Raw genomic sequence first — 16,543 nt, forward strand, 5'->3', positions numbered from 1 at the left:
TTCTGCCGCCGTCAGGGGTCGGAGTATGAGTGCCCTGGTGGCACTCACGCTGCGCACCATGGCGGCCTCCCGGCGCGACGCCGACCTGCTTTTCGCCGCGCTGGCACCCGTGGGCTGCTTCCTGGGGTTCACGTTGGTGTTGGGCGGCCTCATTCACCCCGGTTCGATGACCTACCCGCAATACGTCCTCCCGGTGGTCATCGTGCAGGCGATGCTGTTCGGGGCCATGACCACGGCCGACCGGGCGGCGCGAGACCGGTTGTCCGGCTTCGGTTCTCGTCTTCGTACCCTACCGGTTTCCGCGGCGGTACCGTTGGCCGCGCGGATGCTCTATTGCTTCATACGCTCGGTCATCGCGCTGGTCGCCGCCGTCGCGGTCGGGTGGTCGTTTGATTTCCGGATGGACGGCGGCCCAGGCGATTCCGTGCTGTTTGTGATTATCGTCGTGGCGTTCGCGATGGCGGTGTGCCTCGGTTCGGACGCCCTCGGCTCCCGGGTCGGCTCCGTCGAATCGTCGAGCCAATTGTTACTGCTCCCCCAGCTGGTCCTGGTGCTGTTGTCCACCGGCATCGCGCCCGCGGAGTCATTCCCGGCCTGGCTTGGACCGTTCATTCGCAACCAACCGGTGTCCCAGGTCACCGAGACGCTGCGCGGCCTTTCCGCCGGTGCCGTCACCGGCAAGGAGCTGGCCGTGACGTCGGCGTGGTGCCTTGGGCTGCTGGCGGTTCTCGGCGGACTCGCGGTGCGCATGCAGCGGCGCGTCAGCGCGGGAAGTTCGGGCGCGGCCCGGTTCGCCGGCAAGGTGGCGCGTCAGGACGCCACACCGGCGGGAGACCCGGTCGCAGACCAGCCCGCGATGACGGTGAACACAGATGCGCGGCAGAGGGTCTCGCATGCGACATCGCTGACGGCCTTCGCCAGCCAGAGCGCTTCGGAGGCGGGGCGGCTGCTGCGCCGTTGGCGACGCGACCCGATCGTCGCGGTGCAAGCGCTGTTGTTTCCGACCTTTCTCCTCATCATCTACAAGCTGCTGGTGGGCAAAGCCGTCCTGGCCGTCACCGGACATGACAGCCTGTACGGGCTGGTCCCGATGTGCGCGGTGGTCGGCGCGGTATTCGGCACTCTCGGCGCCGGTTTGGCTTTGCCATCGGAACGGGAGGCCGGCGTGCTGACCAGGCTGTGGGTGCAGCCGGTTCATCGGGCCAGCACCGTGGCGGGCCGGTTGGTCGCCGAGGCCGCCCGCACCACCACGTCCGCCGTCGTGCTCACCGTCTTCGGGATCGCCCTGGGTCTGCGATTCAGTTACGGCTGGATCGCAATGCTGGCCTTCGTGCTGGTGCCCGTGGCGATTTCGGCGGGGATGGCGACATTGGTCATCGCCATCGCCGCCCGCGCGGACGGCAAGGCGATGGTGACCTGGCTGGGCGCGGCATGCGTGGTGCTGCTGTTCCTCAACACCGGAGTCGCGCCCGCCCAGGCGTTTCCGGGCTGGTTGCAACCGGTGGTGCGGTTTTCACCCATCTCACCGACCATCGAGGCGATGCGCGCGCTTGCGGAGGGCGGGCCGGTGCTGTCGCCGCTGTGGCAGGCCGGGCTGTGGGGCGGTGTACTCGTCGCGGTGTTCGCGCCGGCGGCGGTGCGCGGGTATCGCGCTGCGGCCGAGGCGGGGTGCTAGTGGCGAGGCTGGCGCTGCTGGACCAGGCCGCTTTCCTGCGGCTGCGCGCCATTGGTCAAGGCAGCACGGTGCAGTGCACGTGGATCTACGATCGCACCGTCAATGTCGACGAATTACGGTCCTTTGCAGATAATCTCGGTGCCGGGCTGCTCGGACGCCGGATCGAGCGTTCACCGCTGCCGTTCGGGCGTCACCGCTGGGTAGTCGACCACCACTCGCCCGAGATCGCTTGCGAACCACGGCAACCCCGGCGCGAGATCGGCCCTTGGCTCGAAAGACGCGCACTCGTGCGGGTGGACCCCGAGCACGGCCCGACGTTTCACCTCGGCGTCCTGCCGCTCGACGACGGCGGCGCGGCGGTCACCCTGGTGGCATCGCACTGCGTTGTCGACGGACTCGGTATGGCAACCGCCGTCGCCGAAGCGGTGAAGGGGGAACGACGCAACCTTGGCTATGCACGGCCGAATTCGCGCGGCCGGTGGCGCGCGGTGGTTGAGGATCTGGCCGACGCCGTGGCCTCCCTGCCGGCCGCAATCCGCGCGCTGATCGCGACTCTGATGATATTGGCCCGGGCGTCGTCCGGTCAGCAGGCTCAGCCGCAGGCGCGGCGGCACCTCGGCCGTATAGAGGATGGCCAGAACACGTTGCCGTCGGTGGCAATCCAGATCGACGATGCGGCATGGGAAGCGCGGGCGCGCAGCCTCAACGGAAGCAGCAACTCACTGTTCATCGCATTCGCGGCGCGCCTGGCGCACCGGATGGGCAGGGTACTGCCCGACGGGAACTCGGTGACCGTGGTGCTTCCGGTCAGCGACCGCACCGCCGACGACGACCGCGCCAACGCGCTGACCTCGATCACACTCACCGTCGATGGCCGCGCGGCGGCCTGCGACTTGGGCGTGGTGCGCGCCGACGTCAAGGAACTGCTGGCATCCATGGTCGAGCGCCCCAACGAAATGCTCGCCGGACTGCCCCTCATCCCGTTCACACCGCGCTGGTTGGTCCGGCGCGCCGAAGGCATCGCGATGTCGACCGGTCAACTGCCGGTGGGCTGCTCCAACCTCGGCCGGTTTGACGCCTCCTTCGGCCGCATCGATGGTGCGGATGCGTCCGAGGTCTCCATGCGGCTGGTCGAGCAGGGCGTCACCCGCAGCCGCATCGAGCAGACGCACGGCCAATTGTTCTGCAGCACAGGAACGATCAATGGCAGCCGTTTTGTCGACGTCATTGCCTACCAGAGCGGCTCCGACAACACCGCGGCCGCTACGCGCGAGTTGGTGTGTAGCGCGCTGGCCGACCTGCAGCTGTCCGCCACCAGCGTCCGCGAGGGCCAGATTTGATCGTGGACACGGGCCTCGCGGTGAAGGAACACGCCCGGCGTCGTCTTCTGTACGGCGGTGCCGGCGCGGCGATTGCGGCCTGGTCGGCCGTGGTGCTGTGGTTCGCGATCAAGGTCGTCCCGCTTGACGTCTACTGGATGTCGTATTACACGGCCGACTACCGACAGGGCTTCGTCCGTCGCGGGCTCGCCGGTGAGCTGGTTCATTTGGTCCCGGGACACTACTTCGCGGCCACGCTCGTTCTGCGGTGGCTGTCCACGGCGATCTACCTGTGCGGCCTGGCAACGATCGCGGGTGTGGTGCTGTTCGCCCGTCCTCGGTCGAAGCGCCGGCTCCTGGTTGCGTTGCTGATTCCGTTGCTGCCGTTCGGTGTTCCGTTTGCGGCCTTTTCGGCTCGACCGGACCTGTTCGGTGGCGCGGCGCTCGCGCTGTTCGGCTCGGCGTTGGTGTTCGCACGTTCGCGCGCCGTCGCGATGGGGTGTTGCGTGGCCTACGGTGTCGCGATCGCCGTGCTGGCGCTGGTGCACGAGGCGATAGGGCTGCAGTTCGCGTTGGGCGCCGTGCTGGCGATCATCGTCCTGGGCGGTGCGCTGGGAAACAGTCAGCGTCTTGGCGTGCTCGCGGCCGTTACGCCGGGGGTTCTCGTCGCGGCCGTGGTGGCGGCGTTCGGCCGTCACCACATCGCCTCCCGACTGTGTGCGGCCGTACCGCATCATCTGATGGCCAACCCGTTCGCCAGGGTCACGTCGCCGCGGACCCTGATGCGCTTCGTGATTGACGGGAAGGCCAGTCAGACTGACTATCACGATTGGGTGTGCCGCAACGTGATGCCGTACTACGACAACGGAATCGTGGACGCCATCCGCACCGTCGGGCACATCGGCGCACTCGGCCTCACCGTCTCGCTGATTTTCGGTGCGGCAGCCGCCGCGGTGACGATGTGGGGTCTGAGCGAACTTTCGGGGGTACCGCTGCGAGCGTTCGTCGAGGCGTTGCACGGCCGAATGGCCTGGGTTGCCGCCGGCCTGCTGTTGATCGTCCCGGTTTTCCTCACCGGCTACGACTGGACCCGCTGGCTGACTATCGTGACGTTCGACGTCGCGGTCGTGTTCGTTCTTTTCGCGGCGCGTCGGCCGGAGGTCGAGCAAGAGCCCACCCCGAAGACGTTGCGCTCGTTCATTCTTCTCGCCATCGGTTTCGCGCTGATTCCGGTGGGCACCGTTCCCGGTTTCGGCGGCCCGCGGATGGTGTGACCGGCGACACTTGCTCGGCGGGGACGTAACGTCACAACTCGACTCGGGGCGCCAGCTCCGCGCTGCTCGCCGCACCCTCGATGGCCTTCTCCAGCAGGCTGGCGTCGACGTGGGGCTTGACGACAACGCGATCGCACTCACGCTCGCTGAGGGTCTTGCTCGGGCAGACTGGCCACCAGCGGTGTGTCGACGCCGAGCGGACCCATCTTGGCCGCCCCGCCCGGTGACCCCAGGGGCCCGTCACGGCCACTAAGGGTTTCGGTAAAGAACGCCGCGTTGTCCGCTTGATAAGGCTGCAACTCCTCGGGCAGGTCGTCCTCGTAGTAGATGGCCTCAACGGGGCAAACGGGTTCACACGCACCACAATCCACGCACTCGTCAGGATGGATGTACAGTGCACGACCACCCTCGTAGATGCAGTCCACCGGGCACTCCTCCACGCAGGCCCGGTCCATTACGTCAACGCATGGCTTCCCTATCACATATGCCATGGCGTAGAGTTTACACAAGTGCGTTTGTATAAACTAGACGAAGTGTGAGCGCCCCATGATTGACAGGGAAACCTACTTTCTGCGCCCGCAGGATGATCACGACGCCGACAAACAGCCTGATTCGCTGCCGCGCGCCGGGGCCACTAGCCCGTGCGATGGTCAAAACGCCACGCCCAAAGACGACGTCCGCGATGACAGTCATGATCCGGGCTATAGCGCAGAGTTGCTTTCGGCCGAGAACATCGTCGACCCGGAGACCTGGGCCGGCGGCCTGGAAGACAAGCGGGCGATTGCACCGCGTCTACGCGTCGGCCGTGACAGGTGGCTAAACCTATTGTGGCTCATTCCGATTGGATTAGTCATGCTGGTCGCGGCCGTGGCAGTGGGCAAAGGCCTGCACAACATGCCGGCGGTGCAAGCATTCATCCAGCGGTATCCGGGCACCCAGCCGACTTCTGGGATTAGCCCGGGCGTCCCCGCCTGGGAGGGCTGGACGCACTTCTTCAACCTGTTCCTGATGATGTTCATCATCCGCTCCGGAATTCAAATCCTGTGCGACCATCCACGGCTCTACTTCAACCGCAACTCCACCCCGGGCAAAGACGAGTGGCTGCGAATCGCAAAGCCCGTACCTGATGACCCGCTGTGGACGGCCAAGGACGACTCAGTCGGCCTGCCCGGTCAACTGGGGCTACCGGGAATTCGTCACTCGATCGGGCTGGCACGATGGTGGCACCTTGGCATGGATGTCTTATGGCTGCTCAACGGGGCGGTCTTCTATGTGCTGTTGTTCGTCACCGGCCAATGGCGTCACATCGTTCCGACCAGTTGGGGCGTTTTTCCCAATGCGGCATCTGTTGCGATTCAATACCTATCGCTGAACTGGCCGACAGATAACACCTGGGTGGCCTACAACGCACTGCAGTTGCTGGCGTACTTCACCACCGTCTTCATCGCCGCACCGCTCGCCGTCATCACCGGTCTCGGAATGTCGCCGGCCCTCTCGATGCGTTTCACGGTGATCAGTAAGCGGTTGAGCATCCAGGCCGCCCGATCACTACATTTCCTGGTACTTGCGTATTTCCTGTTGTTCATCGTCGTACACGTCACGTTCGTCTTCACCACCGACGCATTGCGCAACCTCAACCACATGTTCGCCGCCCGCGACGACAACGGCTGGGTCGGATTCGCGATGTTCGCCGTGGCCATGACGGTCGTCACCGTCGGCTGGGTGGCCGCCACGCCGCTCACCTATCGCCATCCCCGTGCCGTGCAACGGGTCGGCTACGCGCTCGTCGGGCCGCTGCAGCGGCTCTTCGAGCACACCAACCCGAGACCGGGCGCGTTCACCGAGCGGGACATCTCACCGTACTTGTGGCACAACGGCACCTACCCGCAAAGCGTTGAATACAAAGGGTTGGAGAAGAACAACTTCATCGATTGGCGGATGCGCGTCTACGGCCTGGTCGAGCGTCCGACCGAGTTCTCGCTGGCCGACCTGCATGAGTTGCCTTACCACGAACAGATCACCCAACACTTCTGCATCCAGGGCTGGTCGGGTGTCGCCAAATGGGGTGGCGTGTCGATGCAGACGATCATGGATATCGTAAAACCGTTGCCCGAAGCCAAATGGGTCGTGTTCTACTCACTGGGCGCAGGGGCGGACGGCGGAATCTACTACGTAGCTCATCCGATCGAGCAAATGAGTCACCATCTGACCATGCTGGCCTACGACATGAACGACGAACCGCTGAGCTACGGCCACGGTGCGCCGCTGCGGCTGCGCAACGAACTACAGCATGGCTTCCGACATGTGAAGTGGATCAAGGGTATTGAGTTTGTCGCACACTACTCCGAGCGGGGCAGCGGATACGGCGGCTACAACGAAGACCACGAATACTTCGGGCGTCACCAAACCATCTGATGCGTGCGGAGGCTACTGACACCATCGGGGAGGGCGGAAGCCTTCCCTACTGTGCACACACGGGAAAGTGCCTAGAACAAGGCCGATTGTGAAAACTCAGGAGGGCGTTAAACCTATGGCCGACAACGGACTCGACGTGCGGCGGTTACCCAAGACCGACAAACAATCGACAGCCGCTGATATCGCGGTGCCCGCCGTAGAACCGGACACGTTCCAGGTGGTCGGGAAGTCCGACGTCGGCGGAGGCGACCTGGACTGGAATGTCATCACGTTGGCACCCAACGGCGAAATCGACACCGCCCCCGGAGCCGAAGTCGACGTCTTGATCCATGTGCTGTTCGGAAGCGGCCGGCTCACCACCAAGGAGGGCACGATCCAACTGGCCCCCGGTGCTCTGTTATGGCTGCCAAGTCGGTCGCGGCCGCGATTCACCGCCGGCCCGGACGGACTTCGCTACCTGACCGTGAACCAAAAATGGGAAATTCTGCCCCCCACCGCCACAATGCGGCCGGTCTGATGGCCAACGTCGCGCAATGCGGTCGCCCGGCCAAGGGGACCCAACTGCTCGCCGAGCATGGTCTGGTTGTCGACGCTGACACGCACGTCGAGGTGGATTCGTAAGAAGAACACAGCACCAAAGTGGAGGAAGCAATGGCCGTCGAAGTCGTGTCACGAACACTGTTGGCTCGCCGACCATTTCCCGCGCGGAAGGGCCCCACCGGAGGCCTGGCATACAGACTGATCACGACCACCGATCACAAACTGATCGGCATGATGTACTGCGTTGCCTGCTTCGCCTTCTTCTTCATCGGCGGACTGCTGGCGCTGTTCATGCGTGCCGAACTCGCCGCGCCGGGCTTGCAGTTCTTCTCCAATGAGCAGTACAACCAGCTGTTCACCATGCACGGCACCGTTATGTTGCTGTTTTATGCCACCCCCATCGTGTTCGGGTTTGCCAACCTGGTGCTGCCGCTGCAAATCGGCGCGCCCGACGTGGCCTTCCCGCGCCTCAACGCGTTATCGTTGTGGCTGTTCGTGTTTGGCGCGCTGATTGCGCTGGCGGGGTTCATCACCCCAGGTGGGGCCGCTGACTTCGGCTGGACCGCCTACACGCCGCTGTCCGACGCCGTCCACAGCCCCGGCGTGGGTGGCGATTTGTGGATCGTGGGTCTGGCGGTGGGCGGTTTGGGCACCATCCTGGGTGCGGTCAACATGATCACCACGGTCGTGTGCCTGCGCGCGCCGGGGATGACCATGTTCCGGATGCCGATCTTCACCTGGAACATCCTCATCACCTCGATCATGGTGCTGATCATCTTTCCCCTGCTGACCGCGGCGCTGCTCGGGCTGGCGGCCGACCGCCACCTCGGCGCCCACATCTACGACACAGCGAACGGCGGAACGATGCTGTGGCAGCACCTCTTCTGGTTCTTCGGACATCCCGAGGTCTACGTCATCGCATTGCCGTTCTTCGGCATCATCAGCGAGGTGGTGCCGGTGTTCGCCCGCAAACCGATCTTCGGCTACACCACACTGGTCTACGCGACGATGAGCATCGCCGGGCTCTCGACCGCGGTGTGGGCCCACCACATGTTCGCCACCGGCGCGGTGCTGCTGCCGTTTTTCTCGTTCATGAGCTATCTAATCGCGGTGCCGACCGGGATCAAATTCGTCAACTGGATCGGGACCATCTGGAAAGGGCAGCTGACGTTCGAAACCCCGATGTTGTTCGCGGTGGGCTTCATGGTGACGTTTCTGCTCGGCGGGTTGTCCGGGGTGATGCTGGCCAGTCCCCCGATCGACTTTCACGTCACCGACTCGTATTTCGTCGTCGCGCACTTCCATTACGTGCTGTTCGGCACGATCGTGTTCTCCACCTTTGCCGGCATCTACTTCTGGTTCCCGAAGATGACCGGGCGGTTGCTCGACGAGCGGTTGGGCAAGCTGCATTTCTGGCTGACCCTGATCGGCTTTCACACCACGTTTTTGGTGCAGCACTGGCTGGGCAACATGGGCATGCCCCGCCGCTACGCGGACTACCTGCCCACCGACGGCTTCACCGCCCTGAACGTCGTCTCCACCATCGGGGCGCTGATCCTGGGTGCGTCGATGCTGCCGTTCGTCTGGAACGTGTTCAGGAGTTGGCGCTACGGAAATCCGGTTGCCGTCGATGACCCGTGGGGACACGCTAACTCGCTGGAGTGGGCCACCAGTTGCCCGCCGCCGCGGCACAATTTCACGGAGTTGCCGCGCATCCGTTCCGAGCGGCCCGCCTTCGAACTGCACTACCCGCACATGACCGAGCGCATGCGCAGCGAGCGGCACGTCGGGCACAATGTGAGCGGCGATGCCGGTGCCGAACGACAGAAGACCGTGACCGTACGGAGGAGCTGATGGCCTACAACGGGATCATTCGGGTGTGGCGCGGCGACGAGCAGGGTGGCGAGCTCCGTGACTTCACCGTCGAGATCAACGAGGGTGAAGTCGTGCTAGACGTCATTCACCGGCTGCAGGCCACGCAAGTGCCCGACCTGGCGGTGCGCTGGAACTGCAAGGCGGGCAAATGCGGTTCCTGCTCGGCTGAGATCAACGGCTATCCAAAGTTGATGTGCATGACTCGCATGTCGACCTTCGCCGAGGACGAGGTTGTCACGGTCACCCCGATGCGAGCCTTCCCGGTAATTCGCGATCTCGTTACCGACGTCTCGTTCAACTATGAAAAAGCCAGAGAAATGCCGTCTTTCGCGCCACCCAAGGATCTACGGCCCGGGGAATACCGAATGGCTCAAGCCGACGTCGAGCGCTCGCAGGAGTTCCGCAAGTGCATCGAATGTTTCCTGTGCCAAGACGTCTGCCACGTGATCCGTGACCACGACGACAACAAGCGAGCGTATGCCGGGCCGCGCATGTTCATTCGCCTCGCGGAACTGGAAATGCACCCCCTCGATACCGCGGATCGTCGAGACCTCGCCCAGGACCAGCAGGGCCTGGGGCTGTGCAACATCACCAAGTGCTGCACCGAGGTCTGCCCGGAGCACATCAAGATCACCGACAACGCCATCATCCCCATGAAGGAACGCGTCGCGGGTCGCAGGTATGACCCGGCGGTCTGGCTGGGGCGCAAGCTGTTCCGCCGGTAGCACGCCACGAGAGCGTTCAGCGCGCGACCGCGCTGTCGAGTTCTGGTGTGTCCGTGCCCGTCAACCGCCGGTGCATGGCCCAGGCGATTCTGGCGCCCTGAATCTTCGCGCGTTCGGCGATGGGCCCTTGGAACATCGAATCGACGGTCTCGTTCCACACCGTCAGCCAGCGGACAAAGTGGCGGCTGCTCAACGGGGTTCGCCGATGGATGTGCTGGTGGGCGTGCAGGGCGCTGCCGCGGTAGAGTCCGGCACGGAACAGGGCAGTCTCCCAAAAGTCGGCCATCACCGGGATGTGCGAGTCCAGGCCCTTGCTTCGCAACTCTGCGAAAGGCTCGACGAGCACATCGTCGACCATCACCCGGCCGTAAAACCGGCGCAAGAGCGCCTCGACGTCCGCGCGGGTAGCGAGATCTGAGATCCCTTGGCCGACCGGGGCGCACAAGTTAGTCACGCGCGATCACCCTGGCGAGACACAGTTCAGGTTCGACGAAGGGTTCCAGCTCGGCGTGCATCGCGGGCGCGGAACCAACCGGCTCCGTCGGGCCCGCCAAGCCCTGCAACAGCCCGCGGTGCAGAGCGCACGCCACCTCCGGGTGATCACGGGCCAGATCACGGACCGGGCAACTGTGCAGGCGGATGGTCCGCTGGTTGCCGGGAGTCGACTTTTCGGGCGGGACCAGCTCGGGATCGAATCCCATGCGGTCGAACACCGTCGTGATTTTCCTCGATCGTTCTTCAGCGGCCTTTCTGCGGGTAAGGCGCTGTGGAACATGTTGCCCCGCAATATCTTCGTGGGAGTCGTCCTCCGTGATCCGCTCAGCCCATCGCCGGCCGGCGGCCTCGGCGCGGCGGCGCCGCTTGTCGACGGTCTCACCGAGTTCCAGCGCCAATATCTCGGCCAGGATTCGATAGTCCAGCCGCTCGCGCACCGCGCGGTAGCCGGTGCGGGGGCGGCCCACGCCGGCGCGTGTGATCCGGGTGCGCTCAACGAGCCCCTCGGCGCACAACGCGTCAAGATGAAAGCGCACGGTCGTCGTGTGCAGTCCGAGCCGGGCGCCGAGTTCGGCCGCGTCGACCGGTCCGTCGTGCTCGCGCACGAGTTCCAGAACTCGTTGACGCTGCCGGTTGCGTTCCCCGCGGTGCTGCCGCCCGGCCTCGTCCTCGTTGTGCTCGCCCACCCCATCAGTCCTCTCGTCCGGTTGCCCTTCAGCTATTTAGAGGATATTATTCATTAATAATAGCACTGAACGCCCCGGCGTCTCCACTAGCGCGACGACCTTGGGGCAGCAGGGAAACCGGAGGTGCGCCGTGTCGGACACCATGTTGGAAACCACAGTCATCGAGAACGCGGTCCGGATCGCCTGCCGTGCCCCGTCGCTGTACAACACCCAGCCGTGGCTGTGGGTGACAGACGGCGCCGGGCTGGACTTGTTTCTCGATACGAGCCGCGTCGTGCACATGGACCGATCGACGCGAGAGGCCCACATCGGCTGCGGCGGGGCGCTCGATCATCTTCGGGTGGCGATGGCGGCCGCGGGCTGGATCGCCGATGTCGAGCGATTTCCCGATCCAGCTAATCCGGCCCACCTGGCGCGGGTGAAATTCGTCCCCGCGCAAGGCGTGACCGACGAACAGCGTCGCCGCGCCGACGCGATGCTGAAACGCAGGACTGATCGGCTGCCATTCCTAGCGCCGGTCGACTGGGAATCGTTCGAGCCCCTGCTACGCAGCGGGATCGACGGCGGTGGGGTGCGCTTGGACGTGCTACCGGAGGAGACGCGTCCACGCCTGGCCGAGGCAGCCGAGTTCACCGAGTCGCTGCGTCTGTACGATTCTCCGTATCATCTCGAACTCGATTGGTGGACAGCCCCGTTCGAAGTATCCGAGGGCATCCCCTATAGCTCGCTGATCTCGGCCGCCGAGTCGCATCGGGTAGGCGTCAATCGCCACTTTCCCTTCACCCGCAACCTGGACAGGCGCGCCGGGATCACGCGAGATTTCTCGAAGATCTTGATGCTGTCCACCGAGGACGACACCCACGCCAACGCCCTGGCGTGCGGCGAGGTGCTGTCGAGTGTCCTCCTGGAATGCACAATCGCCGGGTTGGCCACCTGCCCGGTGTCGCAACTGACGGAACTGTCGGTCAGTCGTGAACTGCTCGCGGCGATCACGGGTCACACTGACCTGCCCCAGGTCCTGATCCGGGTGGGTGTCGCACCGGCACTTGACGGGATGCCACCGCCCACGCCGCGGCGAGCGCTCGCCGACGTGTTGCGACGCAAGAGCTGAGTCTCGGCGGTGGCAGCGACCCGGCGGCGACAGCCGCTCGTAGCGACCTGGCGGTTTCGAAACCCGCGGTTGCGAACTCGCTTACAGGTTGAAGCTCGGGTAGACGTAACCGGACGACCAGTAGGGCAAGCATCCGTAATACCCACAGACGCGGCTCTGATAGTCATCATTGTTGACCAGTCCTGCCTCATATGCCGGTGCCCCGCAGATGTGATCGTGCGCATCGCCGACGAAGACATCATCACTGGTGGTCGCCTCGATCACGTCGACTGGGATGAAAGACTTCTTTTCGCCGATGCCGAGAAGGCCACCATGGTCGACGAGGAGGAAGCGGGGCTTGCGCTCACGGTCGTCCACAAAGACGTCATGCACCCTGCCGAAGTGCTTGTGGTCCTTGTCCTTTACCTGCCGTCCACGCATGTCATCGGTGGCGTTCTTGACCTTTACGACCGTACCCGTGAGCTTGATGAGAGCGGTGTCAGCCTCGGTTGTCATCGGGACTCCTGGTCAATGGTGAGCGTCGAGATGGCTCAACGTTGCCGCGCACTCGACGGGTTTCTAGCGTGCCGTCTGCTGATTGCGACTGGATGGTCAGCTCCGGCATGCACCCAGTATGCGACCGGCCTGCAAGAGGATGTTCATCGAATTCTGGCGATTCGCTCGGGCCCGTGTGCCAACCTGCGACTCTTGCCCATGTAGTCAATTGCCGTAGGCTCGAATTACTAGCCAGGCAGCGCGTAAGGGGGTTTCTCATGGCCTCGGACAGCTTCGGAACGCGTGATCAACTTGCCGTTGGCGGCACCACCTACCAGATCCACCGCCTGGCACGGATCGACGGCGCGGCTCGGTTGCCCTACAGCTTGAAAGTCTTGTTGGAGAACCTGTTACGCAACGAGGACGGCCGGCTGGTGACCGCCGAACAGATCGGCGCACTGGCGGCCTGGGATCCGGCGGCCAAGCATGGGCGGGAGGTGGCCTACACCCCGGCGCGGGTGCTGATGCAGGACTTCACCGGGGTGCCGTGCGTGGTCGACCTGGTGGCGATGCGCGACGCCATCGCCGATCTCGGCGGTGACACCAAACGCATCAATCCGCTGTGCCCGACCGAGCTGGTGATCGACCACTCGGTGATCGCCGACGTCTTCGGCCGGCCGGACGCCTTTCGGATCAATGCCGAATTGGAGTTCGAACGCAATGCCGAGCGCTATCAATTGCTGCGCTGGGCACAGCAGGCGTTCACGGATTTCAGTGTCGTGCCACCGGATACCGGGATCTGCCACCAGGTCAATCTGGAATATCTGTCCCGAGTCGTGTTCACCCGCCAGGGCCCGGACGGTCCGCAGGCCTATCCGGACACGCTCGTCGGCACCGACTCGCACACCCCGATGGTCAACGGGCTGGGGGTGCTCGGCTGGGGTGTGGGCGGTATCGAAGCCGAGGCGGCCATGCTCGGCCAACCGATGAGCATGCTGATACCGCAGGTGCTGGGCCTGAAGCTGACCGGTGAGCTACCGCCCGGCACCACGGCCACCGACTTGGTGCTGACGGTGGCCGAGCTGCTGCGTCGAACCGGTGTGGTCGGCAAGTTCGTCGACTTTTACGGACCCGGTGTGCTCAACGTGCCGCTAGCCAACCGGGCCACCATCGGCAACATGAGCCCCGAATACGGCGCCACCTGCGCCATTTTCCCGATCGACGACGTCACCCTGGACTACCTGCGGCTGACGGGTCGCCCCGAAAACCAGATCCGGCTGGTGGAGACCTACGCCAAGGAACAGGGGCTCTGGCACGAGACTGGTCATGAGCCGACGTTCTCGCAGACTCTCGAACTCGACCTGGGCTCCATCGAGCCGTCGATCGCCGGGCCCAAACGACCGCAGGACCGCATCCCGCTGCGGGTGGCCCCGCACACGGTCGCCGCGCTGCTCAACGGCGCCGAGACCACAGCGGAGGCGTTGTCGGCTTTGGACAAGGCATCGGCGGACTCGTTTCCGGCCAGCGACCCGATCGCCTTTGGCGACCATGCCCAGCCGGAAGGCAAACCGCGCGCGCCCTGGGACCATGGCGAGAAACTCCCGTGGGTGACCGCGCCGACACCGGTCGAGTTTGCCGACGGCACGCGCACGGACATCGACAATGGACATGTGGTGATCGCCGCGATCACCTCATGCACCAATACCTCCAACCCGTCGGTGATGGTGGGCGCGGGGCTGCTGGCGAAGAAGGCGGTGGAAAAAGGGTTGGCCCGCAAACCGTGGGTGAAGACCTCGCTGGCGCCCGGGTCCCGCGTCGTCACCGACTATTACGAAAGGGCCGGGCTCACACAGTATCTGGACAAGCTCGGCTTCAACCTGGTCGGCTACGGCTGCACCACCTGCATCGGCAATTCCGGCCCGCTGATTCCCGAGGTGAGCCGGGCGATGACCGACAACGACCTCACGGTCTGCTCGGTGCTGTCGGGTAACCGCAATTTCGAGGGGCGCATCCACCCGGAGACCAGAATGAACTTCCTCGCGTCGCCGCTGTTGGTGGTCGCGTACGCATTGGCGGGCACGCTGCGCACCAACCTGCTTCAAGACCCGATTGGCACCGGCAGCGACGGCCAACCGGTGTACCTGCGCGATATTTGGCCGTCGACCGAGGAAATTACTGCAGTCGTCGACGAGAACTTGCGCGCCGAGATGTTCACCAAGAGCTATGCCGACGTGTACGCCGGCGACGATCGCTGGCGCTCGCTGACGGTCCCCGACAGCAACACCTTCCAGTGGGACCCCGAGTCGACGTATGTGCGCCGGCCGCCCTACTTCGACGGCATGGGCCGCGACCCGCAACCGGTCGGCGACATCACCGCCGCCCGGGTGCTCGCCAAGCTCGGTGACTCGGTCACCACCGATCACATCAGTCCGGCCGGCTCCATCAAGGTCGACTCACCCGCGGGAAAGTACTTGTCCGAACACGGGATTGACCGCAAGGACTTCAACTCCTACGGCTCGCGGCGTGGCAATCATGAGGTGATGATCCGCGGCACCTTCGCCAACATCCGGCTGCGCAACCAACTCGCCCCGGGCACCGAAGGCGGATGGACACGCGACTTCACCCAGCCCGACGGCCCGGTGGCGACCATTTACGACGCATCGGTGAACTACGCAAAGGCGGGTACGCCCCTAGTCATCCTCGCCGGAAAGGAATACGGCTCCGGGTCATCGCGCGACTGGGCGGCCAAAGGCACCGCCCTGCTCGGTGTGCACGCGGTAATCGCCGAGTCCTACGAACGGATCCACCGCTCCAACCTGATCGGGATGGGGGTGCTGCCACTGCAATTCCCCGAGGGGCAAAGCGCGGACTCGCTGGGGTTGACCGGCAAGGAGACCGTCGACATCACCGGCGTGACTGCGCTCAACGAGACCATCCCCGACGCCGTGCGTGTCAACGCCGGCGGCGTCGAGTTCGACGCGATCGTGCGCATCGACACCCCCGGCGAGGCCGACTACTACCGCCACGGCGGCATCATGCAGTACGTCCTGCGCCAACTGCTCGGCAACGAGCCCGCCGCCACAAAGCGCTGACAATGCAGTCCGACCCAGGAAGGAGACACCATGGCCGAGGAGATGTACCACGCCACCACCCCCGAGATCCACAAGCTCCGCAAGGAACTCGTCCCGCATACCCACGACGCGTTCGAGGCGTTCAGCCGTGCGGTGTTCGCCGATGGTGCCCTACCCGAGAAAACCAAACAGCTCATTGCGGTCGCGGTCGCTCACACCACCCAATGTCCCTACTGCATCCGCGGGCACACCCGACTCGCCCGCCGGAAAGGTAACAGCGACCAAGAGGTCATGGAGGCCATCTGGGTCGCGGCCGAGATGCGCGCCGGTGGCGCCTACGCGCACGCCACGCTGGCCCTCGAGGAACTCGCCAAATAACCGCCGGAGACATGAAATGGCGAGCGAACAGAATCAAGCTATCAATACCGGAAACCCCGAGGCCGGGATCGCCGCGGAGGTCGCCTCGTGCGTGATCCGGGTGTCGGACTTGGACCGGTCGCTGAAGTTCTACTGCGACGTGTTCTCCTGCAGGGTGCTCATTCGGGAGTCCGACATGGCCCTGCTGTTGGCGCCCAACGGCTTTCAGCTATACCTGCATTCGGAGCGTACATTCCGGCATCGCGGACCGGGCACGCTCGGCGTGCAGTATCTGATGTGGGCCACCGATAGCGAAGCCAGTCTGGAGCAGATTGCGCAGCGTTTGAAGACTCACGACGTCGCCGCCTATTCCTATACCCAGGGTGGGGTGACCTTCGTCGAAGGTTGCGACCCCGATAGGGAACGGGTGATCGTTGCCTACCCGAGTCCCCGCCGGTTGCCCCGCGAGGTCATTGCTAAGCGCCTGCACGGCTGACCCAGCGCCGCAAGCACCGGCCGTGAGAGC

At 64.5% G+C, this 16,543-nt stretch carries 15 protein-coding genes; 11 read left to right on the forward strand and 4 right to left on the reverse strand.

Annotation, left to right across the window (positions count from 1 at the left end):
• Positions 1 to 25: 25 nt before the first annotated feature.
• The 3 genes from A5688_RS17000 to A5688_RS17010 are packed head-to-tail and all read left to right on the forward strand — an operon-like array spanning position 26 to position 4,268.
• A complete protein-coding gene (locus A5688_RS17000; RefSeq protein WP_067911765.1) occupies positions 26 to 1,675 on the forward strand; it encodes an ABC transporter permease in 1,650 nt (549 codons plus the stop codon).
• Complete coding sequence (locus A5688_RS17005; protein WP_067911768.1) at positions 1,675 to 3,015, forward strand: hypothetical protein; 1,341 nt, start codon at positions 1,675 to 1,677, stop codon at positions 3,013 to 3,015. Before A5688_RS17000 ends, A5688_RS17005 begins: the two co-directional genes overlap by 1 nt.
• 2 nt (positions 3,016 to 3,017) lie before the next feature.
• On the forward strand, positions 3,018 to 4,268 hold the full coding sequence (locus A5688_RS17010; RefSeq protein WP_431602668.1) for a hypothetical protein: 1,251 nt from the start codon (positions 3,018 to 3,020) through the stop codon (positions 4,266 to 4,268).
• 137 nt (positions 4,269 to 4,405) lie between these two features.
• Here the strand turns inward: A5688_RS17010 and fdxA are convergent, their stop codons facing one another.
• The gene (gene fdxA, locus A5688_RS17015) at positions 4,406 to 4,759 is read right to left on the reverse strand and encodes a ferredoxin (RefSeq protein WP_067911938.1); all 354 of its coding nucleotides are present in this window, start codon (positions 4,757 to 4,759) and stop codon (positions 4,406 to 4,408) included.
• Between the two features lie 55 nt (positions 4,760 to 4,814).
• On the opposite strand from fdxA, the gene A5688_RS17020 reads away from it, so the two are divergent.
• The 4 genes from A5688_RS17020 (at position 4,815) to A5688_RS17035 (ending at position 9,823) form a co-directional block, all read left to right on the forward strand.
• On the forward strand, positions 4,815 to 6,683 hold the full coding sequence (locus A5688_RS17020) for a molybdopterin-dependent oxidoreductase (RefSeq protein WP_082955120.1): 1,869 nt from the start codon (positions 4,815 to 4,817) through the stop codon (positions 6,681 to 6,683).
• A gap of 115 nt (positions 6,684 to 6,798) precedes the next feature.
• Entirely contained in the window at positions 6,799 to 7,200 is a 402-nt protein-coding gene (locus A5688_RS17025) for a hypothetical protein (protein ID WP_067911771.1), read from the forward strand.
• Positions 7,201 to 7,334: 134 nt separating this feature from the next.
• Complete coding sequence (gene ctaD, locus A5688_RS17030; protein ID WP_067911774.1) at positions 7,335 to 9,077, forward strand: aa3-type cytochrome oxidase subunit I; 1,743 nt, start codon at positions 7,335 to 7,337, stop codon at positions 9,075 to 9,077.
• Entirely contained in the window at positions 9,077 to 9,823 is a 747-nt protein-coding gene (locus tag A5688_RS17035; protein ID WP_067911777.1) for a succinate dehydrogenase/fumarate reductase iron-sulfur subunit, read from the forward strand. The genes ctaD and A5688_RS17035 overlap by 1 nt, the downstream gene beginning before the upstream one ends.
• Positions 9,824 to 9,839: 16 nt before the next feature.
• Here A5688_RS17035 and A5688_RS17040 read toward each other — a convergent pair whose 3' ends face one another.
• Together A5688_RS17040 and A5688_RS17045 are read right to left on the reverse strand one after the other, a co-directional pair.
• Positions 9,840 to 10,277, reverse strand: coding sequence for a group III truncated hemoglobin (locus A5688_RS17040; RefSeq protein ID WP_067911779.1), 438 nt, complete (start codon positions 10,275 to 10,277; stop codon positions 9,840 to 9,842).
• Positions 10,270 to 11,004 (reverse strand): helix-turn-helix transcriptional regulator, encoded by a 735-nt coding sequence (locus A5688_RS17045; protein ID WP_067911781.1) that lies wholly within the window; start codon positions 11,002 to 11,004, stop codon positions 10,270 to 10,272. Before A5688_RS17045 ends, A5688_RS17040 begins: the two co-directional genes overlap by 8 nt.
• Before the next feature lie 130 nt (positions 11,005 to 11,134).
• Between A5688_RS17045 and A5688_RS17050 the strand changes: the two genes are divergently transcribed.
• Positions 11,135 to 12,115 (forward strand): Acg family FMN-binding oxidoreductase, encoded by a 981-nt coding sequence (locus A5688_RS17050; protein ID WP_067911791.1) that lies wholly within the window; start codon positions 11,135 to 11,137, stop codon positions 12,113 to 12,115.
• A gap of 81 nt (positions 12,116 to 12,196) precedes the next feature.
• On the opposite strand, the gene A5688_RS17055 is transcribed toward A5688_RS17050, so the two are convergent.
• Positions 12,197 to 12,610 (reverse strand): PRC-barrel domain-containing protein, encoded by a 414-nt coding sequence (locus tag A5688_RS17055; RefSeq protein ID WP_067911795.1) that lies wholly within the window; start codon positions 12,608 to 12,610, stop codon positions 12,197 to 12,199.
• A 257-nt stretch (positions 12,611 to 12,867) separates the two neighbouring features.
• Between A5688_RS17055 and A5688_RS17060 the strand changes: the two genes are divergently transcribed.
• Genes A5688_RS17060 through A5688_RS17070 form a run of 3 tightly spaced genes read left to right on the forward strand, consistent with a single transcriptional unit; the run spans position 12,868 to position 16,513 of the window.
• A complete protein-coding gene (locus A5688_RS17060) occupies positions 12,868 to 15,681 on the forward strand; it encodes an aconitate hydratase (protein ID WP_067911798.1) in 2,814 nt (937 codons plus the stop codon).
• A 30-nt stretch (positions 15,682 to 15,711) separates the two neighbouring features.
• Complete coding sequence (locus A5688_RS17065; RefSeq protein ID WP_067911801.1) at positions 15,712 to 16,038, forward strand: carboxymuconolactone decarboxylase family protein; 327 nt, start codon at positions 15,712 to 15,714, stop codon at positions 16,036 to 16,038.
• Between the two features lie 16 nt (positions 16,039 to 16,054).
• Positions 16,055 to 16,513 (forward strand): VOC family protein, encoded by a 459-nt coding sequence (locus tag A5688_RS17070; RefSeq protein ID WP_207546686.1) that lies wholly within the window; start codon positions 16,055 to 16,057, stop codon positions 16,511 to 16,513.
• The last annotated feature ends 30 nt before the right edge of the window (positions 16,514 to 16,543 follow it).

The sequence above is a fragment of the Mycobacterium mantenii genome, assembly GCF_001667865.1.
GTDB classification, from domain to species: domain Bacteria; phylum Actinomycetota; class Actinomycetes; order Mycobacteriales; family Mycobacteriaceae; genus Mycobacterium; species Mycobacterium mantenii_A.